Source organism: Streptomyces sp. KR55, assembly GCF_052245645.1.
In the GTDB taxonomy this organism is placed as follows: domain Bacteria; phylum Actinomycetota; class Actinomycetes; order Streptomycetales; family Streptomycetaceae; genus Streptomyces; species Streptomyces flavusporus.
On record NZ_JBQQCE010000014.1, the window covers coordinates 23,073 to 44,524 of the forward strand.

Below are 21,452 nucleotides of genomic sequence, written 5' to 3' on the forward strand. Positions count from 1 at the left end.
CTAACTCGCGAACCGGAACGTCGACGTGATCGCGTCGAAGATGTCGAAGAAGGAGTCCGCGAGGTCGAGGACCTGGCTACTGCCCGCCACCAGCGCCACCTTGCCCTCCTGGCCGGGGACGGGGATGTACGTCTGCATCAGCACGGCCCGGATGGTGCGGTTCAGGGCGTCGTCGGGTATGGCCACGTCCTCGATGCCGTACGTCCGGGCCGCCGGTCCCACGCCCGGGATGTCGACCGTCGTCACCTTCCGCCAGGAGTCGCCGTCCTTCTTGGCCTCCTTCACCGACAGCCCGGCCGCGATGGCGCCTGGGTCGGTCGACAGCGGCTCGCCGTCACGGGTGCGGCCACCGACGAGTGACACCGTCACCGAACCGGTGATCGGCGTCTCGCCGCCGAAGCTCTCCGCCATGCAACCGCATTACAGCGCACCAGACTTCCAGGCGTCCGTGGCCGCCTTCCGCAGGAAGGCGAGGTAGGTGTCGCGGTACTTGGCCAACTCCGGGTGCTGTTCCACCCGCTCGTTCACCATCCGCCGGATCGAGTCGTCCCGCGACTCCGGCCGCACGTCGAACTCCCACCACGACTCCGGCACCTTGATCCGGAAACCGCCCCGCTCGACGGTCAGCGTCTCCATGTAGCGGGCCATGACGCCGGCTCCCCCGTTCACTCGATCACCTGCGCCGACATCGTCCCGCTGCGCTGCGCGCCTGACCGTACGGCCCCTAGAGCAATGAGTGTGCGCCCGTCAACTCCTCCCCGAAGTCGATCTCGGAGTAGCGGCGGGTCAGTCCGGCGCCGGTGCCGCTGATGGTGGTCGAGCCGCTGGTGACGGGGCCGGTCGTGGAGCCGCGGGCGATCCACACCAGTCCGTCGGAGTTCTCGCAAGCCTCATGGGCTGCCCGACCGCGAAATGCCCTGTGCGACCTGGTTCGCGACATCCAGGATTCCCCGGCCGAAGGCCGTCGGAGCGATCAGCACCCCGAACACCAGCACAATGGCCACGGTCACCCACTGGTCGGACCGACTTCGGGCCTGCACACGTCGGCGCACACGCAGGACGATGATGACAGCCAACAGAACCGCCAAGTCGATCGTCAGCAACACCCGGCCAGTCCCTCCGTCAGGCAAGAACGTCCCGGCCTTCTTGTTTAGCCCGAACTACCCACGGCGACGCATTGATTACCAATGGCTGGCGACAAAGCGATTCTCTAGGGCTGATTTTCGGGTCTTGAGTAGCGGTCCCTCCCGTCCTCCGTCGCCGCACCGGCAGGGACCAGCCTGTCACTGCACGCCGGCCGACGGCTCCGCAGGGATCAGGCGAGGGGACCCTCGGACGCGTACGACACGAAGGCCGACCAGGCCGCCGGGGCGAGGGCGAGCCGGGGGCCGTCTTCACTGTTCTTGGAGTCGCGGACGTGGATGGTGCCGGGGGTCGTGCCGACCTCGACACAGGAGTCGCCTTCGCTGCTGCTGCTGTAGCTGCTCTTGAACCACGCCAGCTCGGACGCGTCCCCGGCCGAGGCGTTGCGGATCATCTTTCCCCCAGCAGTTGCTCGATAAAGACCCTCGACTCCCGTGGCGTGAGAGCCTGAGCCCGGATGATGCCATACCGGAGTTCAAGGATACGGAGCTGCTTCGGCTCTGCGACCGGTCGGCCGTTGGCCATGGCCGGCGAGCGTCCCACGGCCGAGCCATCAGCGAACTTCAGCACCTCGATACCACCGGCCAGTCCGGCGTGCTCCTCGCGATCCATCGGCATCACCTGCAGCTCGACATTCCGCAACTGCCCCATCTCCAGCAGATGTTCCAGCTGCCGGCGCAACGCGGCCATTCCGCCGAGCGGACGCCGAAGCGTCCACTCCTCCAGGACGAAGCTGAGTTCGGGCACGGGGTCCCGTTCGAAGACGGCTTTGCGTGCCACGCGCGCTGCGATGAACCGCTCGACCTCGTCCTCGGTGTACGCAGGGCGCCGCATCAGAAGGAGCCCGCGTGCGTACTCCGGCGTCTGCAGCAGCCCGTGGATGTTCAGAGGGTCGTAGAGCTGAAGCTCGACCGCCTTGGCCTCCAACTGCGCCAGGTCACGCACGTTCTTCGGATATCGGACCTTCTTGACGTCCTCCTTCATGGCGGCGATGAGACCACCCGCCCCCAACACCTCATCCGCCCTGTCCAGAAACTCCGGCCGAGGAATCCGCTTCCCACCCTCGATCTTGTAGACCATGTCCTCGCCGTACCCCACCGCCTTCCCGAACTCCGCGGCCCGCATCCCCACCGCCTCGCGCCGCAGCTTCAGCTGCCGCCCGACCGTGGCGACGACCGCGACTCCCCAGTCGTCGTCCGGGTCCACCTCCCAACCCGGCTCGTCCGCCTCGGTCTTGAGCCGCCCCGCGTCCACTTCCACCGTCATCCCGGCGCCCCTCCGTCGTACCGCGTCGTACCGCCACGCCCCTACCCGTACGCACCGCCCCGACAGCCCGGACACCACCGGACAACCGACGGACAGTCACCGTACGCAACGGCGTAGTCACTGTTCACGGTAAGCACAGCTCGCCACGCTGAGTGACGTGAATCAAGAAACCGCCGAGGCCGAGGCCCAACTCGACTGCCCCATCCGCAACTTCAGCGTCTCGCTGTCCCCCACCCCACGCGCGGCCCGCCTCGCGCGCCTACTGACGGTCGAGCAACTCCGCTCGTGGGGGCTCCCGTTGAACTCTGCGGAGCTCATCGTGGCCGAGCTGGCGGCGAACGCGGTGACCCATGGGCGCGTACCGGGACGGGACTTCCGACTCACCCTCTACGTCGTCGGCGACACCCTCCGCATCGAGGTCACCGACACCCGCGGTGACCAGCTCCCTCGGCCGGCCACACCACAAGGCGAGTCCGGCCGCGGCCTCCTCCTCGTCGACGCACTCGCCGACCGCTGGGGAGTGGCCGAGGGCCCGACCCCACGCAAGACGGTCTGGGCCGAAGTACGCCTCTCACCGAAGCCCGCCCCCTCATGCTCCGGTGCCCCCGGCGCCTTTCCCCAAGGAACATGAGGGAGAAAGGAACCCCACCAAGCCCCATCCCTCCCGCCCACCGCGCAAACTCACTCAGCCGAGTGAACATCACCAACTCGGCTGGATTCGGGGCCGGTTGTCTCCCCTACGCTCAGCGCAACACAACCGCAGACATGCGACGGCCCCCGCCGGGACTGCCATCCCAGTGCGAGGGCCTGACCACCGAGGAAGAAGAGGACTTCCCGATGGATACGCAGAACCCTAGCGTGCCCGCGCACGCCCAGTCCGGCGTAGCCGGCAACAGGCACCCGAACCGGCACACCCACTCCGGCGGCCTCACCCACGACAACACCCGGCACACCTCCCACTTCACGGTGATCGGCAACCACCTCGCCCAGCACCGCGAGCTCTCGCTGGTTGCCATGGGGCTCGCCCTGCACATCCAGTCGCTGCCCGCGGGCGCCCGCGTCGACATCAAAACCCTCGCCGCCCGCTTCCCCGAAGGCGCCACCCGCATCGCCGCCGCCCTGCGCGAACTGGAGGCCCACGGCTACCTGCGCCGCCCGCGCGAACGTATCCCCGGCGGCCGCATCGTCACCCGAACGATCTCCTGCAACCAGCCCGGCAGCCGCCGGACCCCCGCCCCCGGCCCAACGCGCCCTGCCGCACACAAGTCCCCGACCCGCCGCAAGGCCCTTCCCGCCCCGCCGTACCCCAGCCGATCGCCCCTCGCCCACTCTCCTCCAAAGCGCCACCGACCTCCTCACCGGCCTCCGCCGCCACGACCCCCGCCTGCTCCTCTCCACCTGCGACACCGCCCACCTCGCCCCGGGCGTCGCCGCCTGGCTGGAACGCGACGTCAGCCCCGCCGCCGTACGCCGTGCCCTGACCGCAGAGCTCCCACCCGAGGGCCCACGACGCCCGGCCGCCCTCCTGGCCCACCGTCTCACCGCGCACCTACCGCTCCCGCCTCCGTTCCGCGCAGCCGCCCCACCGCCGGAAGCCGTACGCCATCCCCTCCAGACCTGCGACGGCTGCGACCGCGCCTTCCGCGCCCCCGCACCAGGTCGCTGCCGCGATTGCCGAACCGACCTCACGGAGGCCACCTAGCATGAGAGCGACGATTCTTGCCCCTGGGCACAGACGACGAGGAGCGAGCGCCATGACCGTCGCCCCGGACAACGCGCAGCAGGGCGCCTCCCACCTGTACCGGGCCATGCGGGACGTCATTCAGTCCATGGACGACACTCTTCCGGGCAAATTCGAGATCACCAAGGAAGGGATCGTTCACGACATGATGTCGCCCGTGAAGCAGCACGAACTCACCGCGCTGCGCATCCGGAAACGCCTTGAGAAGGTCATGCCGGAGGAGTTCGTGGCGCACACGGGGACCCCGGACGTGGAGGAAGAACCCGAAGGCATCATGCGCCACCCCGACGTGATGGTGATCGCCGAGACGGACATGGAAGGAGACGGGTCCTTCGACCCCCGCACCCTCCTCGCTGCCATCGAGATCGTGTCCCGCTCCAACCCCGACAACGACTGGGTCGGCAAGGTCCGCGACTACCCGCTGATCGGCATCCCCGTCTACGCCGTCTTCGACCCCCGCACCGGCACCGGCGCCGTCCTCACCGACATCCACGCCACCCCCGACGGCCCCCGCTACGCCACCCGCAAGGACTTCGTCTACGGCGAGGACGTCACCATCGCCGACTGGACGATCCCGACGGACGACCTGCCGCGTTACCCGCCCGCGTAAGCCGAATCGCCGGATACGAGGGTCACGCCGCCCGCTGGAAACTCCGCAGCCGTACGAACGACGAGTCCAGCCCCCGCTTCAGCGCCCGCGCCACCGGCCGTTCCACGAACCGGTGCACCAGCCAGCTCAGCACCAGGAACCCGGCGATCAGGACGGCGACCAGGAGCCGGGGGTCCATCGTGTCCCGGAGTCGGTTGATGAGGACCGCACCGGCGACGTAGTGCGTGAGATAGAGGGGGTACGTCAGATAGCCCGCGGTCACCAGCCACTTCCAGCGGATGCGGTCGGTGTATCCCAGCGCCACGGCCACCATGACCAGCATGAAGACCGTGAAGATGACGACCGCGCCCCGCCAGCTGCTCACCTGCTCGTACGCCACCCGTTCCCCCAGCTCCAGCTGGCCCATGAGCCACGCCATCGCGAGGATCCCCCACAGCAGGAGGTCCTGGCCGAAGCGGTACATGAGGTAGAGGGCGAGGCCGGCGATGAAGTACCAGGCGGCGCTCGGGTCGGCGACCAGCACCATCAGGGGGAACTTGGAGATCGGCGCGAGCATCGCCGCCGCGCCCCAGATGCAGCAGAAGACCACGACCCGGCGGTACGTCAGGCCCATGGCCACGACGACGAGGAACAGCAGGTAGAAGCGGAGCTCCGACCAGAGGGTCCAGTACACGGGGTCGACGTTCGGCACGTCGGAACCCGCCTGCAGCATCGTCAGGTTGAACAGAACCTCCCGCAGCGGCAACCGCTCCATCACCCCCGGCAGCAGCACCAGCGCAGCCGTGGTGAACAGGACGCCGAACCAGTACGCCGGGTAGAGGCGGATCACCCGCGACACGAAGAAGTCCCGCGGCGTACGGCCCCAGCACGACATACAGATCACGAAGCCGCTGATCACGAAGAAGATCTCGACGCCGATCCAGCCGAAGGAGGCGACCCGGAACACCGTCGGCATGATGTCCGACACCGACCGGTCCCAGATGATGTTGCCCGGCTCATTGGCCCGGCGCGTGCCGACGAAGTGGTGCAGGACGACCATCAGGGCGGCGGCCAGGCGGATGCCGTCGATGACGTACAGCCGCGGGCGGGACCGGGCGGCGCGCGAGGGGCCCGGCTTCGGTGTACCCAGCGGCTGGGCCGGCGGCTGCGACGGACGGTCGGCCACCGCGACCGGCATCGGTATCGACAATCCGCTGCGCACACCCTGCATCAAGAGACCTAGCCATCCTCGGGAGAGACTCGGGGCCCGACGGCCACTGGACCACGGTTCACGCTACGGCCGCGCCTTTCCGCCCCACCGGGACAGAAAAGAACAATCTCCCCGCGCACACAGGGAAGTTGCCGGAACTCTCGCCAATCCGCCGCACAAGGTTCGATTAGGTTTCACCCACCGCCTGCACAACCCTCCGAATGTTCGAGCGGCGATCACCGCATCCACGAAGCCGCCCAAGGGTGCCCGTACAGCAAAAGGGGCCCGCACGACCGAAGTCGTACGGGCCCCTTCAGGCCTTTTCAGGTCAGGCGACCCTCAAGCAAGCGGAACTTACTTGACGATCTTGGTGACCTGGCCGGCGCCCACGGTCCGACCACCCTCACGGATGGCGAACTTCAGGCCCTCCTCCATGGCGACCGGCTGGATGAGCTCGACCTTCATCTCGGTGTTGTCGCCCGGCATGACCATCTCGGTGCCCTCGGGGAGGTGCACGACACCGGTCACGTCAGTCGTACGGAAGTAGAACTGCGGGCGGTAGTTGTTGAAGAACGGGGTGTGGCGGCCACCCTCGTCCTTCGACAGGATGTAGGCCTGGGCCTCGAACTCGGTGTGCGGGGTGACAGAGCCCGGCTTGATGATGCACTGGCCGCGCTCGACGTCCTCGCGCTTGATGCCACGAAGCAGCAGACCGACGTTCTCACCGGCCTGGCCCTCGTCGAGCAGCTTGCGGAACATCTCGATGCCGGTGACCGTGGTCGAGGTCTTCTCCGGCTTGATGCCGATGATGTCGACGTTCTCGTTGACCTTGAGGACACCACGCTCGATACGGCCGGTGACGACCGTACCGCGACCGGTGATCGTGAAGACGTCCTCGATCGGCATCAGGAACGGCTTGTCGACGTCACGCTCGGGCTGCGGGATGGACTCGTCGACAGCCTTCATCAGGTTGAGGACGGAGTCGACCCACTCCTGCTCGCCCTCCAGGGCCTTCAGAGCGGAGACACGGACGACCGGAAGGTCGTCGCCCGGGAACTCGTACTCGGAGAGGAGCTCGCGGACCTCGAGCTCGACGAGCTCCATGATCTCCTCGTCGTCCACCATGTCGGCCTTGTTCAGGGCGACGACGATGTACGGAACGCCGACCTGGCGGGCCAGGAGCACGTGCTCCTTGGTCTGCGGCATCGGGCCGTCGGTGGCGGCGACCACGAGGATCGCGCCGTCCATCTGCGCGGCACCGGTGATCATGTTCTTGATGTAGTCCGCGTGACCCGGGCAGTCGACGTGGGCGTAGTGACGCGCCTCGGTCTGGTACTCGACGTGCGCGATGGAGATGGTGATACCACGCTGACGCTCTTCCGGCGCCTTGTCGATGTTGTCGAACGGGGTGGCCTCGTTCAGGTCCGGGTACGCGTCGTGCAGCACCTTGGTAATGGCCGCCGTGAGGGTGGTCTTACCGTGGTCGATGTGACCGATGGTGCCGATGTTGACGTGCGGCTTAGTCCGCTCGAACTTCGCCTTCGCCACTGGGGTCCTCCTGTGGAGTGGTTCTGTACGCCTTACTTCATCGGCGCCAGGTGATCTTTGCTGTTAAATCCCGGGCCCCGGGGCATTCACCCGAGAATGCGGGGGAATGCCCCGTGAGGCACCGGAGTCAAGCCTACGGCGTGTAAGCGGAGTGCGTTACTCGCCCTTGGCCTTCGCGATGATCTCCTCGGCGACGTTCCGCGGAACCTCGGCGTAGGAGTCGAACTGCATCGAGTAGCTTGCGCGACCCGACGTCTTGCTGCGGAGGTCTCCGACGTAGCCGAACATCTCCGACAGGGGCACGAGGCCCTTCACGACGCGGGCACCGGCCCGCTCCTCCATGGCCTGGATCTGGCCACGGCGGGAGTTGATGTCGCCGATGACGTCACCCATGTAGTCCTCGGGCGTGGTGACCTCGACGGCCATCATCGGCTCGAGCAGCACGGGGCTGGCCTTGCGCGCGGCCTCCTTGAAGGCCTGCGAACCGGCGATCTTGAACGCGAGCTCGGAGGAGTCGACCTCGTGGTAGGCACCGTCGAGCAGCGTCACGCGCACACCGGTCATCTCGTAACCGGCGAGGATGCCGAACTGCATGGCCTCCTGCGAACCGGCGTCGACCGAGGGGATGTACTCCTTCGGGACGCGGCCACCGGTCACCTTGTTGACGAACTCGTACGAGGCGTCGCCGCCCTCGATCGGCTCGATCGCGATGATGACGCGAGCGAACTGGCCGGTACCACCCGTCTGCTTCTTGTGGGTGTACTCGACCTTCTCGACCGCCTTGCGGATGGTCTCGCGGTACGCGACCTGCGGCTTGCCGACGTTGGCCTCGACCTTGAACTCACGGCGCATACGGTCGACCAGCACCTCGAGGTGCAGCTCGCCCATACCGCCGATGATGGTCTGGCCGGTCTCCTCGTCCGAGTGGACCTGGAAGGACGGGTCCTCCTCGGCCAGGCGCTGGATCGCGACGCCCAGCTTCTCCTGGTCGCCCTTCGACTTGGGCTCGATGGCGACCTGGATGACCGGCGCCGGGAAGTCCATGGACTCCAGGATCACCGGGTTCTTGTCGTCCGACAGCGTCTCACCGGTGGTGGTCTGCTTCAGACCCATGACGGCGACGATGTCGCCGGCGCCCACCGACTCGATCTCCTCACGCTTGTTGGCGTGCATGCGGTAGATCTTGCCGATGCGCTCCTTGCGGCCCTTCACAGAGTTCAGCACCTGGGTGCCGGACTCCAGACGGCCGGAGTACACGCGGACGAAGGTGAGCTTGCCGAGGTGCGGGTCGCTCATGATCTTGAACGCCAGCGCCGACAGCGGCTCCTCGTCGGAGGGCTTGCGCTTGACGACCGTCTCCGGGTCCTTGACGTCGTGGCCCTCGATGGCCTCGATGTCGACCGGGGACGGCAGGTAGCGCACGACCGCGTCGAGCAGGGGCTGGACGCCCTTGTTCTTGAACGCGGTACCGCAGAACACCGGGGTGACCGTGGTGCCCTGGCCCTTGCCGGACGCGATGGTGATACGACGGATCGCCGCGTACAGCTGCTCCACGGAGGGCTCCTCGCCCTCCAGGTACAGCTCCATCAGCTCCTCGTCGTTCTCGGCGACGGCCTCGAGCAGCTTGCCGCGCCACTCCTCGGCGGCCTCGGTGTGCGTGGCCGGGATGTCGACGGTGTCGTACATCTCGCCCTTGGTCGCCTCGGCCGACCAGACCAGGGCCTTCATCGTCACGAGGTCGACGACGCCCTTGAAGTCCGCCTCCGCACCGATCGGCAGCTGCATGACCAGCGGCTGCGCGCCCAGGCGGTCGGAGATCATGTCGACGCAGCGGTGGAACTCGGCACCGGTGCGGTCGAGCTTGTTGACGAAGCAGATACGCGGAACGCCGTAGCGGTCCGCCTGACGCCACACCGTCTCGGACTGCGGCTCCACGCCGGCGACGCCGTCGAACACCGTCACGGCACCGTCGAGCACGCGGAGCGAACGCTCCACCTCGACGGTGAAGTCGACGTGGCCCGGGGTGTCGATGATGTTGATGGTGTGGTCGACGTCTTCCAGCGGCCAGTGACAGGTAGTGGCAGCAGAGGTGATCGTGATGCCACGCTCCTGCTCCTGCTCCATCCAGTCCATGGTGGCAGCGCCGTCGTGGACCTCACCGATCTTGTACGAGACACCGGTGTAGAACAGGATCCGCTCGGTGGTGGTCGTCTTGCCCGCGTCGATGTGGGCCATGATCCCGATGTTGCGGACCTTGGCCAGGTCAAGTGAAGTGGTAGCCATAAGGCTTCAGTCTTCTCTCGGTCTCGATGTGGGTAGCGACTACCAGCGGTAGTGCGCGAAGGCCTTGTTGGACTCGGCCATCTTGTGCGTGTCCTCGCGCTTCTTCACAGCGGCACCGAGGCCGTTGCTGGCGTCGAGGAGCTCGTTGAGCAGACGCTCGGTCATGGTCTTCTCGCGACGGGCGCGGGAGTAACCGACCAGCCAGCGCAGCGCCAGGGTGTTGGCACGGCCGGGCTTGACCTCGACCGGGACCTGGTAGGTGGCGCCACCGACACGGCGGGACTTGACCTCGAGGGTCGGCTTGATGTTCTCGAGAGCGCGCTTGAGCGTGATGACCGGGTCGTTGCCGGTCTTCTCGCGCAGGCCCTCCATGGCGCCGTAAACGATGCGCTCGGCAGTCGAGCGCTTTCCGTTCAGCAGCACCTTGTTGATCAGGGAGGTCACCAGAGGGGAGCCGTAGACCGGGTCGATGATGACCGGGCGCTTCGGGGCGGGGCCCTTACGAGGCATTCTTACTTCTCCTTCTTGGCGCCGTAGCGGCTGCGGGCCTGCTTGCGGTTCTTGACACCCTGGGTGTCGAGCGAACCGCGGATGATCTTGTAGCGAACACCCGGCAGGTCCTTCACACGGCCACCACGCACGAGCACGATGGAGTGCTCCTGCAGGTTGTGTCCCTCACCCGGAATGTAAGCGGTGACCTCGATCCCGCTGGTCAGACGCACACGCGCGACCTTACGCAGGGCCGAGTTCGGCTTCTTCGGGGTGGTCGTGAACACACGCGTGCAGACGCCGCGACGCTGAGGGGAACCCTCGAGTGCGGGCGTCTTGTTCTTCTCGACCTTGTCCTGCCGGCCCTTACGGACCAGCTGCTGGATCGTAGGCACTACTTCTCCGGTTTCTGTGTGCCGATGGGTACAGCTAACCTGGAACGTCGCCGACCCACGCGGTCGGGTGTGTCGAATCCCGCGGCACTCCCGCCGCTAGGCAGAAAGAGGCGCAGATTACGGTGGCCGTTCTCGGCCCCCGGTGCGGTCTGAAGGCACGCACGAGAGCCAGGGCACACCCCAGGCACAAGGTCTGAGCGTACCTACCTCATTCGCTGTGGTCAAAACAAATGGGCGTCGCCCACCTCGCCGTGCGAGGTATGTCAAGCCCCAGTACCCTCGGTGATCTTCGAATCGACGACTCCCGCATCTCCGGGCACCCTCTCGTGGTCTTCGGCCAGGCGTCGTCCGGCGGTGTCACCACGCGGCAAGCGTCACCGCCAGCACCAGGGCCAGGACGAGCGCCCAGCCCGCCGTGGACAGCCAGCCGAACACCAGACCGGTCAGCGCCAGCCAGTCACCGCCCTCCCCCGTGCGCCGGATCTCGGCACGTGCCGAGTGCCCCAGAATCACCGCGGGGATGCCGGTGAGACCGACGGTCACCAGACACAGGGCCCCGCAGATCGCGGACCCGACCGCCTTCACGTTCGTCCGCGCCGGCGGCACGGGCGCGAACGTCCGCGGCACGGGCGGGCCGGCCGTGAGATGCGGTACGGGCCCCTGCGGCAGGTCGGCGACCAGCAGCGCCAGCTCCCCCACCGTACGGGCCGCATACGCCCGCGCAACCCGCTTCTCGAACTCGGCATGCTCCAGCCGCCCCTCCCCGAAGCCGGCTCTGAGCACATCCACGGCGCGCTCACGGTCGGCGTGCGAGGCGAGCATCGACGGGGCGCTGGGCTGCCCCCAGGGTTGCCATGCGGGATACGACACCGCCAACCACCTCCCGGGACGGCGGGGGTCTCCTCCATGATGCGCCGAAGGGCGGCCTCCCGCGTAACGGGGAGACCGCCCTTCAGTGCGTCAAGCGGACGCTCGCTTACTGGTTGTACGGACCGTAGTCGTAGTCCTCCAGCGGAACGGCCTGGCCGGAGCCCGTGCCGAACGGCGAGTAGTCGATGTCGTCGTAGCCGACGGCCGAGTACATCGCGGCCTTGGCCTCCTCGGTCGGCTCCACCCGGATGTTGCGGTAGCGGGACAGGCCCGTACCGGCCGGGATGAGCTTACCGATGATGACGTTCTCCTTGAGGCCGATCAGGGAGTCGGACTTGGCGTTGATCGCCGCGTCCGTGAGGACCCTGGTCGTCTCCTGGAAGGACGCCGCCGACAGCCACGACTCGGTCGCCAGCGAGGCCTTGGTGATACCCATCAGCTGCGGACGACCGGAGGCCGGGTGACCGCCCTCCTGGACCACACGACGGTTCTCGGTCTCGAACTTCGAGCGCTCGACCAGCTCGCCGGGCAGCAGCTCGGCGTCGCCGGACTCGATGATCGTCACACGGCGCAGCATCTGCCGGATGATGATCTCGATGTGCTTGTCGTGGATCGACACACCCTGCGAGTTGTACACCCGCTGGACCTCGCCGACCAGGTGGACCTGGACGGCACGCTGGCCCAGGATGCGCAGCACGTCGTGCGGGTTGGTGGCACCCACGGTGAGCTTCTGGCCCACCTCGACGTGCTCGCCCTCGCTGACCAGGAGTCGGGCACGCTTCGAGATCGGGTACGCCGTCTCGTCGCTGCCGTCGTCCGGGGTGACGACGATCTTCTTGGTCTTCTCGGTCTCCTCGATCCGCACGCGGCCGGTGGCCTCGGAGATCGGGGCGACACCCTTCGGGGTACGGGCCTCGAAGAGCTCGACGACACGGGGCAGACCCTGGGTGATGTCGTCACCGGCCACACCACCGGTGTGGAAGGTACGCATCGTCAGCTGGGTACCGGGCTCACCGATGGACTGGGCGGCGATGATGCCGACCGCCTCACCGATGTCGACCAGCTTGCCGGTGGCCAGCGAACGGCCGTAGCACATCGCGCAGGTGCCGACGGCGGACTCGCAGGTCAGGACCGAGCGGGTCTTGACCTCGGAGACACCGTGCCGGATCAGCTCGTCGATGAGCACGTCGCCCAGGTCGGTGCCGGCCGGGGCCAGCACCTTGCCGTCCACGACGATGTCCTCGGCGAGGCAGCGCGCGTACACGGACGTCTCGACGTTGTCCGCCTTGATCAGCGAGCCGTCGGCGCCGCGCTCGGCGATCGCCAGACGCAGACCACGGTCGGTGCCGCAGTCCTCCTCGCGGATGATGACGTCCTGGGAGACGTCGACCAGACGACGGGTGAGGTAACCCGAGTCGGCGGTACGCAGAGCGGTGTCCGCCAGACCCTTACGGGCACCGTGCGTGGAGATGAAGTACTCCAGCACGGACAGACCCTCACGGAACGACGCCTTGATGGGCCGCGGGATCGTCTCGTTCTTCGCGTTCGACACCAGACCACGCATACCGGCAATCTGACGCATCTGCATCATGTTGCCTCGTGCACCCGAGTTCACCATCATGAAGATCGGGTTGGTCTTCGGGAAGTTGTCGTTCATCGCCTCGGCGACCTCGTTGGTCGCCTTGGTCCAGATCGCGATGAGCTCCTGCGTGCGCTCGTCCTTGGTGATCAGACCGCGCTCGTACTGCTTCTGGACCTTCTCGTCCTGCGACTCGTAGCCCTTGACGATCTCCTTCTTCGCCTCGGGCACGACGACGTCGGAGATGGCGACGGTGACGCCGGAACGGGTGGCCCAGTAGAAGCCGGCCGCCTTCAGGTTGTCGAGCGTCGCCGCCACGATGACCTTCGGGTAGCGCTCGGCCAGGTCGTTGACGATCTGGGAGAGCTGCTTCTTGCCGACCTCGTAGTCGACGAACGGGTAGTCCTCGGGCAGCAGCTCATTGAAGAGCGCACGGCCCAGCGTGGTCTTCAGCGTGAAGCTGTCACCCTGCTGCCACTCCGGCTCGCCCTCCTCGCGCACCGGCGGCTCCCAGCCACGCGGCGGGATGGTGCCCACCGGGAAGCGGATGTCGACCGGCGCCTGCAGCGACAGCTCGCCGGCGTCGAACGCCATGATCGCCTCGGCGACCGAGGAGAACGGACGCTCGGCGCCCTTGATGTCGCGGCCCTCGGCGTCCGTGGTGAGGAAGTACAGACCCAGCACCATGTCCTGGGTCGGCATCGTCACCGGACGGCCGTCGGCCGGCTTGAGGATGTTGTTCGAGGACAGCATCAGGATGCGGGCCTCGGCCTGCGCCTCCGCGGACAGCGGCAGGTGCACGGCCATCTGGTCACCGTCGAAGTCCGCGTTGAACGCGGTGCAGACGAGCGGGTGGATCTGGATGGCCTTGCCCTCGACCAGCTGCGGCTCGAAGGCCTGGATGCCGAGGCGGTGCAGGGTGGGCGCACGGTTCAGCAGAACCGGGTGCTCCGCGATGACCTCTTCCAGCACGTCGTACACGACCGTGCGGCCGCGCTCGACCATGCGCTTGGCGCTCTTGATGTTCTGCGCGTGGTTCAGGTCGACCAGGCGCTTCATCACGAACGGCTTGAAGAGCTCCAGCGCCATCGCCTTCGGCAGACCGCACTGGTGCAGCTTGAGCTGCGGACCGACGACGATCACGGAACGCGCGGAGTAGTCCACACGCTTGCCGAGCAGGTTCTGACGGAAACGACCCTGCTTACCCTTCAGCATGTCGCTGAGGGACTTCAGCGGGCGGTTGCCCGGACCGGTGACCGGACGGCCACGACGGCCGTTGTCGAACAGTGCGTCGACGGCCTCCTGGAGCATGCGCTTCTCGTTGTTCACGATGATCTCGGGCGCGCCGAGGTCGAGAAGCCGCTTCAGTCGGTTGTTCCGGTTGATCACACGGCGGTACAGGTCGTTCAGGTCGGAGGTCGCGAAGCGGCCACCGTCCAGCTGCACCATCGGGCGGAGGTCCGGCGGGATGACCGGGACGCAGTCCAGGACCATGCCCTTGGGGCTGTTGGAGGTCTGCAGGAACGCGGACACGACCTTCAGCCGCTTCAGCGCACGGGTCTTCTTCTGGCCCTTGCCGGTGCGGATGATCTCGCGGAGGCGCTCGGCCTCCTCGTCCAGGTCGAAGGACTCCAGGCGCTTCTGCAGCGCCGCGGCACCCATCGAACCGTCGAAGTACGTGCCGAAACGGTCACGCAGCTCGCGGTAGAGCAGCTCGTCGCCCTCGAGGTCCTGGACCTTGAGGTTCTTGAACCGGTTCCACACCTCGTCGAGGCGGTCGATCTCGCGCTGCGCACGGTCGCGCAGCTGCTTCATCTCACGCTCGGCACCCTCGCGCACCTTGCGGCGCACATCGGCCTTGGCACCCTCGGCCTCCAGCTCGGCCAGGTCGGCCTCGAGCTTCTTGGCGCGGGTCTCCAGGTCGGCGTCGCGGCGCTGCTCGATCTGCTGGCGCTCGACGGAGACGTGGGCCTCCAGCGAGGGCAGGTCGCGGGTGCGGCGCTCCTCGTCGACGTACGTGATCATGTACGCCGCGAAGTAGATGACCTTCTCCAGGTCCTTCGGGGCGAGGTCGAGCAGGTAGCCCAGCCGCGACGGAACGCCCTTGAAGTACCAGATGTGCGTGACGGGAGCGGCCAGCTCGATGTGGCCCATCCGCTCACGGCGCACCTTGGCGCGCGTGACCTCGACGCCACAGCGCTCACAGATGATGCCCTTGAAGCGCACGCGCTTGTACTTGCCGCAGTAGCACTCCCAGTCCCGGGTCGGACCGAAGATCTTCTCGCAGAAGAGTCCGTCCTTTTCGGGCTTGAGGGTGCGGTAGTTGATGGTCTCGGGCTTCTTGACCTCGCCGTGGCTCCACTGACGGATGTCGTCAGCGGTGGCCAGGCCGATCCGGAGCTCGTCGAAGAAGTTGACGTCGAGCACTATGCGTCAATCCCTCTCAGGGTCGTAAGTCATTGGGTCTGATACGGGGGTCCTGGGGCCGGCCGGGGCTTTGTGAGCCCCGGCCGGACTCCCGTCAGACCTCTTCGACGCTGCTCGGCTCACGCCGGGACAGGTCGATGCCGAGCTCCTCCGCAGCGCGGAAGACGTCCTCGTCGGTGTCACGCATCTCGATGGACATACCGTCGCTGGACAGCACCTCCACGTTCAGGCAGAGAGACTGCATCTCCTTGATGAGCACCTTGAAGGACTCGGGGATGCCGGGCTCGGGGATGTTCTCGCCCTTGACGATGGCCTCGTAGACCTTCACGCGACCGGTCACGTCGTCGGACTTGATGGTCAGCAGCTCCTGGAGGGCGTAGGCGGCGCCGTAGGCCTCGAGGGCCCACACCTCCATCTCGCCGAAGCGCTGGCCACCGAACTGGGCCTTACCACCCAGCGGCTGCTGGGTGATCATCGAGTACGGACCGGTCGAACGGGCGTGCAGCTTGTCGTCGACCAGGTGGTGGAGCTTCAGGATGTACATGTAGCCGACCGAGATCGGCTCCGGGAAGGGCTCACCCGAGCGGCCGTCGAACAGCGGGGCCTTGCCGGACGGGAGCACCATGCGCTCGCCGTCGCGGTTCGGGATCGTGTGCTCCAGCAGACCGGCGAGCTCGTCCTCACGCGCACCGTCGAAGACCGGGGTCGCGACGTTGGTGCCGGGAGCGACGGAGTCGGCGCCGATGACCTGCAGACGCTGGGCCCACTCGTCGGCGAGGCCGGAGACGTCCCAGCCGCGGCTGGCGAGCCATCCGAGGTGGATCTCCAGGACCTGTCCCGGGTTCATTCGGGACGGGACACCCAGCGGGTTGAGGATGATGTCGACCGGGGTGCCGTCCTCCAGGAACGGCATGTCCTCGATCGGCAGGATCTTGGAGATGACGCCCTTGTTGCCGTGGCGGCCGGCGAGCTTGTCACCGTCGGTGATCTTGCGCTTCTGCGCGACGTACACGCGCACCAGCTGGTTCACACCGGGCGGAAGCTCGTCGCCCTCCTCGCGGTCGAAGACGCGCACGCCGATGACCTTGCCGGTCTCGCCGTGCGGCACCTTCAGCGAGGTGTCACGGACCTCACGGGCCTTCTCACCGAAGATCGCGCGCAGCAGTCGCTCCTCGGGCGTCAGCTCGGTCTCACCCTTGGGCGTGACCTTGCCGACGAGGATGTCACCGGCGATGACCTCGGCACCGATACGGATGATGCCGCGCTCGTCGAGGTCGGCGAGGACCTCCTCGGAGACGTTCGGGATGTCCCGGGTGATCTCCTCGGGGCCGAGCTTGGTGTCACGGGCGTCGACCTCGTGCTCCTCGATGTGGATCGAGGAGAGGACGTCGTCCTGCACGAGGCGCTGCGACAGGATGATCGCGTCCTCGTAGTTGTGACCCTCCCACGGCATGAACGCCACGAGCAGGTTCTTGCCGAGGGCCATCTCGCCGTTCTGGGTGGCCGGACCGTCGGCGAGGACCTGGCCCTCGATGACGTGGTCGCCCTCGTTGACGATGACCTTCTGGTTGACCGAGGTGCCCTGGTTGGAGCGGGCGAACTTGGCCAGGCGGTACGTGATGTACGTGCCGTCGTCGTTGGCGGTGGTGATGTAGTCCGCGGAGACCTCCTGGACCACACCGGCCTTCTCGGCCTTGACGACGTCGCCGGCGTCGACCGCGGAGCGGTACTCCATGCCGGTGCCGACGAGCGGGGACTCCGCCTGGATCAGCGGAACGGCCTGGCGCATCATGTTCGCGCCCATGAGGGCACGGTTGGCGTCGTCGTGCTCGAGGAAGGGGATCATGGCGGTCGCGACCGACACCATCTGGCGCGGCGAGACGTCCATGTAGTCCACGTCCTCGGGAGCGACGTAGTCGACCTCGCCGCCACGGCGGCGGACCAGCACGCGGGCCTCGGCGAACCGGAGCTCGTCGGTGAGCGGCGCGTTGGCCTGGGCGATGACGAAGCGGTCCTCCTCGTCGGCGGTCAGGTAGTTCACCTCGTCGGTGACCTGGCCGTCGACGACCTTGCGGTACGGGGTCTCGACGAAACCGAACGCGTTGACCCGGCCGTAGGTGGCGAGCGAGCCGATCAGACCGATGTTCGGGCCTTCAGGGGTCTCGATCGGGCACATGCGGCCGTAGTGCGAGGGGTGCACGTCACGGACCTCGAAGCCGGCCCGCTCACGGGACAGACCACCCGGGCCGAGCGCGGACAGACGACGCTTGTGCGTCAGCCCGGACAGCGGGTTGTTCTGGTCCATGAACTGCGACAGCTGGCTGGTGCCGAAGAACTCCTTGATGGAGGCGACGACCGGCCGGATGTTGATCAGGGTCTGCGGCGTGATCGCCTCGACGTCCTGCGTGGTCATGCGCTCCCGCACGACGCGCTCCATACGCGCCAGACCCGTACGGACCTGGTTCTGGATGAGCTCGCCGACGTTGCGCAGACGACGGTTGCCGAAGTGGTCGATGTCGTCGGTCTCGACGACGATCGTCTGACCGCTGTCGCCGGTCGTCTCGGTCTCACCGGCGTGCAGCTGCACCAGGTACTTGATCGTCGCGATGATGTCTTCGACGGTCAGGATGCCCGCGTCCAGCGGGGTGTCCGTACCCAGCTTCTTGTTGACCTTGTAGCGGCCGACCTTGGCGAGGTCGTAGCGCTTGGGGTTGAAGTAGAGGTTCTCGAGCAGCGTCTGCGCGGCCTCACGCGTGGGGGGCTCGCCCGGGCGCAGCTTGCGGTAGATGTCGAGCAGCGCGTCGTCCTGGCCCTGGGTGTGGTCCTTCTCCAGGGTGGCGCGCATGGACTCGTACTCGCCGAACTCCTCGAGGATCTGCTCGGTCGTCCAGCCGAGCGCCTTGAGCAGGACGGTGACGGACTGCTTGCGCTTGCGGTCGATGCGCACACCGACCATGTCGCGCTTGTCGATCTCCATCTCCAGCCAGGCACCCCGGGACGGGATGATCTTGGCGGAGAAGATGTCCTTGTCGGACGTCTTGTCGATGCTGGAGTCGAAGTAGACACCGGGCGAACGGACCAGCTGCGACACCACGACACGCTCGGTGCCGTTGATGACGAAGGTGCCCTTGTTCGTCATGAGCGGGAAGTCGCCCATGAAGACCGTCTGGGACTTGATCTCGCCGGTCTCGTTGTTGGTGAACTCGGCGGTGACGAAGAGCGGAGCCGCGTAGGTGAAGTCACGCTCCTTGCACTCGTCGATCGAGTTCTTCGGCGGCTCGAAGCGGTGGTCGCGGAAGGTCAGCGACATCGACCCGCTGAAGTCCTCGATCGGGGAGATCTCCTCGAAGATCTCCTCGAGCCCGGACTTGGTGGGGACGTCCTGACCGGACTCCAGAGCCTCCTCGACCCGACTCTGCCAGGCGGTGTTCCCGAGCAGCCAGTCAAAGCTCTCGGTCTGCAGCGCGAGCAGGTTGGGAACCTCGAGAGGCTCCTTGATCTTTGCAAAGGAGATGCGCAGCGGGGCGGTGCTGGCGCCGTTGTTCGTATTCGCGGTCGAGGCAGTGCGCGAGGCGGCCAAGAGGGGGTCCTTCCGAGGGCTCGGACTCACTACGCGCGTACCGGCCCCTCACCGATACACAGAGACAGGTTCCCTTGATTGGCCAATCCAAATAGCCAGGTCAGGGACGGTCCGGTCGTCGGTGCTCAAGCGAGGGCATGCCCCTGGTGACGGGCAGGGGACAGCTAACAGGCAGCGCAAAGGGTCAGTGTAGCCACTCGGCACACTGATGTCCAGCGCGGGTTTTTCGGAACCCTCGTTGCCCTCGTTGTTCTCAACCCCTGCGACAAGGCGACACCCTCAACGCACGTTGATACTGCCCTCTTCGTCGTCGATCCATGCCTCGGATTCGGATCCTTGTGACGACGCGTCCTGAGAATTGCGCGCTGCGTGCAGTTCGTCAAGGCCCCCCTGGCTCAAACCGGGTGCTGCGCTCGTCACGTGCGCGCTCGGAGGCAGGACGAAGATCACCTTACCCCTCGCACCCGGGCGTGCAAGGCAGTCGCCACCCGAGCCCCCTGAACGCCGAAGAGCGACCACCCGGATGGATGATCGCTCTTCGGTGCGTTCGCGTTACAGCCCTACTGGGCTGCACTCGGCGCGCTAAGAGGTGCGGAGATACTCCGAAAGGTCTTACTTGACCTCGACGGAGGCGCCGGCGCCCTCGAGGGCCTCCTTGGCCTTGTCGGCGGCGTCCTTGGCAACCTTCTCCAGGACGGGCTTCGGGGCGCCGTCCACCAGGTCCTTGGCCTCCTTCAGGCCGAGGGAGGTCAGCTCGCGCACGACCTTGATGACCTGGATCTTCTTGTCACCGGCGCCGGTGAGGATGACGTCGAACTCGTCCTTCTCGGCCTCGGCCTCGGCGGCGGCCGGGACACCCGGGACGCCGGCCATGACGGCGGCCGGGGCGGCAGCGGTGACGTCGAACTTCTCCTCGAACGCCTTCACGAACTCGGAGAGCTCGATGAGGGTCATCTCCTCGAACTGCGCGAGCAGGTCTTCCTGGCTGAGCTTCGCCATGATGGCGGTCCTTCCACTAAATCGGCTGGTGCCGGATGTACATGTGAGGCGGGCGTACGTTGGCCCGCTACGACCCACGTCAGGCGACGCGGATCAATGCGCGAGCCGAATTACTCGGCACCGCCCTGCTCGGCCTGCTTGGCGCGAAGCGCGTCCACGGTGCGGACGAGCTTCGACGGGAGCGCCTGGAAGAGCGCGGCAGCCTGGGACTGCTTGCCCTTCATGGCACCCGCCAGCTTGGCGAGCAGAACCTCGCGGGACTCGAGGTCCGCAAGCTTCTTGATCTCGTCGGCGGAGAGGGCCTTGCCCTCGAGGACACCGCCCTTGATGACGAGATTCGGGTTGTCCTTGGCGAAGTCACGAAGACCCTTCGCCGACTCCACCGGGTCGCCGGTGATGAAGGCGACAGCCGTCGGACCAGCGAACTGGTCGTCCAGCGTCGTGATCCCGGCCTCGTTGGCCGCAATCTTGGTCAGCGTGTTCTTCACCACGGCGTACTGGGCGTTCTCACCGAGCGAACGGCGCAGCTGCTTGAGCTGAGCCACGGTGAGACCGCGGTACTCGGTCAGCACGGCGGCGTTGGAGCTGCGGAACTTGTCCGTCAGCTCGGCAACCGCGGCAGCCTTGTCGGGCCTCGCCATAGAGCCTCGGCCTCCTTCCGGGTGATTCGGACCGCGCGGACCCGAAGGAGGACTGGGGAAAACGAAACGCCCCGGCGCAGGCGCACGGGGCGTAGCTCGACCAGACGGATTCCGTACGGGCGGAACCGGTCCGGGAGCACTTCCACTGTCACCTACGCGGGTCGTCCGCAGTTCAGCGGATCCTTCGGCCACCGCGCCCTCGTACGAGCACGCGGCAACGACCAGCGGTCTTTGGCTTCTGCAGCAGAGTACGGGACCGGATCGCTGTCAAGCAAATCCGGTCGTACGACGGCGCTCGGCTCCGGAGCCGGTCAGCTCTCCCCGAGTTCCTTCATCATCTCGGCGAGGTCGAGCGTGTCCTTGGCGGGCGGGGCCTGGACGGTCACCGGCTCGTTGTAGTCGAGGAACGTCACCGTCATGTCGAGCCTGCCCTTGTCGGCGTCGCCCTGCATACGGAACTGCTTGGTGTGGTCGTCGCCGTCGACCCACATGTCCATGGTCAGCTCGTCGACGCCCATGTCCTCGTACTGCTCGAGGCTCTTCTCGCGCAGCTCGCGGGTCTTCTTGTCCTCGTCCTTGAGACTGTCCCGCATGTCCTCGAGGGTGATGGTGCCCTTGTAGTGGGTGGTCTCCACACCGTCGACGGTCTCGGTGCCGACCTTCTCGACGTCGTCGGGGCCGTTGAGGAAGGC

Annotated in this window: 17 protein-coding genes and 3 pseudogenes; 3 read left to right on the forward strand and 17 right to left on the reverse strand. The window is 66.8% G+C overall.

What is annotated here, in order from left to right:
- The 5 genes and pseudogenes from ACTWQJ_RS03780 to ACTWQJ_RS03800 all read right to left on the reverse strand — a co-directional run bounded on the left by ACTWQJ_RS03780 (nucleotide 1) and on the right by ACTWQJ_RS03800 (nucleotide 2,409).
- Nucleotides 1-648 (reverse strand): annotated as a pseudogene (locus ACTWQJ_RS03780) (hypothetical protein).
- 76 nt (nucleotides 649-724) lie between these two features.
- Nucleotides 725-865: a hypothetical protein gene (locus tag ACTWQJ_RS03785; RefSeq protein ID WP_443305160.1), complete on the reverse strand. Its 141-nt coding sequence runs from the start codon at nucleotides 863-865 to the stop codon at nucleotides 725-727.
- 25 nt (nucleotides 866-890) lie between these two features.
- Complete coding sequence (locus ACTWQJ_RS03790; RefSeq protein WP_443305161.1) at nucleotides 891-1,106, reverse strand: hypothetical protein; 216 nt, start codon at nucleotides 1,104-1,106, stop codon at nucleotides 891-893.
- A gap of 209 nt (nucleotides 1,107-1,315) precedes the next feature.
- On the reverse strand, nucleotides 1,316-1,537 hold the full coding sequence (locus ACTWQJ_RS03795) for a DUF397 domain-containing protein (protein ID WP_443305162.1): 222 nt from the start codon (nucleotides 1,535-1,537) through the stop codon (nucleotides 1,316-1,318).
- Nucleotides 1,534-2,409 (reverse strand): helix-turn-helix domain-containing protein, encoded by an 876-nt coding sequence (locus tag ACTWQJ_RS03800; protein ID WP_443305163.1) that lies wholly within the window; start codon nucleotides 2,407-2,409, stop codon nucleotides 1,534-1,536. Before ACTWQJ_RS03800 ends, ACTWQJ_RS03795 begins: the two co-directional genes overlap by 4 nt.
- Before the next feature lie 157 nt (nucleotides 2,410-2,566).
- Between ACTWQJ_RS03800 and ACTWQJ_RS03805 the strand changes: the two genes are divergently transcribed.
- Nucleotides 2,567-3,040, forward strand: a complete 474-nt coding sequence (locus tag ACTWQJ_RS03805) for an ATP-binding protein (protein ID WP_443305164.1) — start codon at nucleotides 2,567-2,569, stop codon at nucleotides 3,038-3,040.
- A 50-nt stretch (nucleotides 3,041-3,090) separates the two neighbouring features.
- Here ACTWQJ_RS03805 and ACTWQJ_RS03810 read toward each other — a convergent pair whose 3' ends face one another.
- Entirely contained in the window at nucleotides 3,091-3,549 is a 459-nt protein-coding gene (locus ACTWQJ_RS03810) for a hypothetical protein (RefSeq protein WP_443305176.1), read from the reverse strand.
- Here ACTWQJ_RS03810 and ACTWQJ_RS03815 point away from each other — a divergent pair.
- Together ACTWQJ_RS03815 and ACTWQJ_RS03820 are read left to right on the forward strand one after the other, a co-directional pair.
- Nucleotides 3,436-4,111: pseudogene (locus tag ACTWQJ_RS03815) on the forward strand (helix-turn-helix domain-containing protein). The gene ACTWQJ_RS03810 and the pseudogene ACTWQJ_RS03815 overlap by 114 nt on opposite strands.
- Before the next feature lie 52 nt (nucleotides 4,112-4,163).
- Entirely contained in the window at nucleotides 4,164-4,760 is a 597-nt protein-coding gene (locus tag ACTWQJ_RS03820) for a Uma2 family endonuclease (RefSeq protein ID WP_443305165.1), read from the forward strand.
- A gap of 22 nt (nucleotides 4,761-4,782) precedes the next feature.
- Here ACTWQJ_RS03820 and ACTWQJ_RS03825 read toward each other — a convergent pair whose 3' ends face one another.
- The 11 genes and pseudogenes from ACTWQJ_RS03825 to ACTWQJ_RS03875 form a co-directional block, all read right to left on the reverse strand.
- The gene (locus ACTWQJ_RS03825; RefSeq protein WP_443305175.1) at nucleotides 4,783-5,937 is read right to left on the reverse strand and encodes an acyltransferase family protein; all 1,155 of its coding nucleotides are present in this window, start codon (nucleotides 5,935-5,937) and stop codon (nucleotides 4,783-4,785) included.
- A 366-nt stretch (nucleotides 5,938-6,303) separates the two neighbouring features.
- Entirely contained in the window at nucleotides 6,304-7,497 is a 1,194-nt protein-coding gene (tuf, locus tag ACTWQJ_RS03830) for an elongation factor Tu (protein ID WP_443305166.1), read from the reverse strand.
- A 156-nt stretch (nucleotides 7,498-7,653) separates the two neighbouring features.
- Nucleotides 7,654-9,780, reverse strand: a complete 2,127-nt coding sequence (gene fusA / locus ACTWQJ_RS03835; RefSeq protein ID WP_443305167.1) for an elongation factor G — start codon at nucleotides 9,778-9,780, stop codon at nucleotides 7,654-7,656.
- Between the two features lie 39 nt (nucleotides 9,781-9,819).
- On the reverse strand, nucleotides 9,820-10,290 hold the full coding sequence (gene rpsG, locus ACTWQJ_RS03840) for a 30S ribosomal protein S7 (protein ID WP_003998848.1): 471 nt from the start codon (nucleotides 10,288-10,290) through the stop codon (nucleotides 9,820-9,822).
- A 2-nt stretch (nucleotides 10,291-10,292) separates the two neighbouring features.
- Complete coding sequence (gene rpsL / locus ACTWQJ_RS03845; RefSeq protein ID WP_003948652.1) at nucleotides 10,293-10,664, reverse strand: 30S ribosomal protein S12; 372 nt, start codon at nucleotides 10,662-10,664, stop codon at nucleotides 10,293-10,295.
- A gap of 357 nt (nucleotides 10,665-11,021) precedes the next feature.
- Nucleotides 11,022-11,534 (reverse strand): DUF1707 and DUF4190 domain-containing protein, encoded by a 513-nt coding sequence (locus tag ACTWQJ_RS03850; protein WP_443305168.1) that lies wholly within the window; start codon nucleotides 11,532-11,534, stop codon nucleotides 11,022-11,024.
- A gap of 106 nt (nucleotides 11,535-11,640) precedes the next feature.
- The gene (locus ACTWQJ_RS03855; RefSeq protein ID WP_443305169.1) at nucleotides 11,641-15,540 is read right to left on the reverse strand and encodes a DNA-directed RNA polymerase subunit beta'; all 3,900 of its coding nucleotides are present in this window, start codon (nucleotides 15,538-15,540) and stop codon (nucleotides 11,641-11,643) included.
- Between the two features lie 94 nt (nucleotides 15,541-15,634).
- Nucleotides 15,635-19,120, reverse strand: coding sequence for a DNA-directed RNA polymerase subunit beta (gene rpoB / locus ACTWQJ_RS03860; protein WP_443305170.1), 3,486 nt, complete (start codon nucleotides 19,118-19,120; stop codon nucleotides 15,635-15,637).
- Nucleotides 19,121-19,732: 612 nt separating this feature from the next.
- The gene (gene rplL, locus ACTWQJ_RS03865; protein ID WP_443305172.1) at nucleotides 19,733-20,119 is read right to left on the reverse strand and encodes a 50S ribosomal protein L7/L12; all 387 of its coding nucleotides are present in this window, start codon (nucleotides 20,117-20,119) and stop codon (nucleotides 19,733-19,735) included.
- A gap of 110 nt (nucleotides 20,120-20,229) precedes the next feature.
- Nucleotides 20,230-20,760, reverse strand: a complete 531-nt coding sequence (gene rplJ / locus ACTWQJ_RS03870) for a 50S ribosomal protein L10 (protein WP_443305174.1) — start codon at nucleotides 20,758-20,760, stop codon at nucleotides 20,230-20,232.
- A gap of 311 nt (nucleotides 20,761-21,071) precedes the next feature.
- A pseudogene (locus tag ACTWQJ_RS03875) lies at nucleotides 21,072-21,452 on the reverse strand (DUF1396 domain-containing protein); the annotation flags it as partial.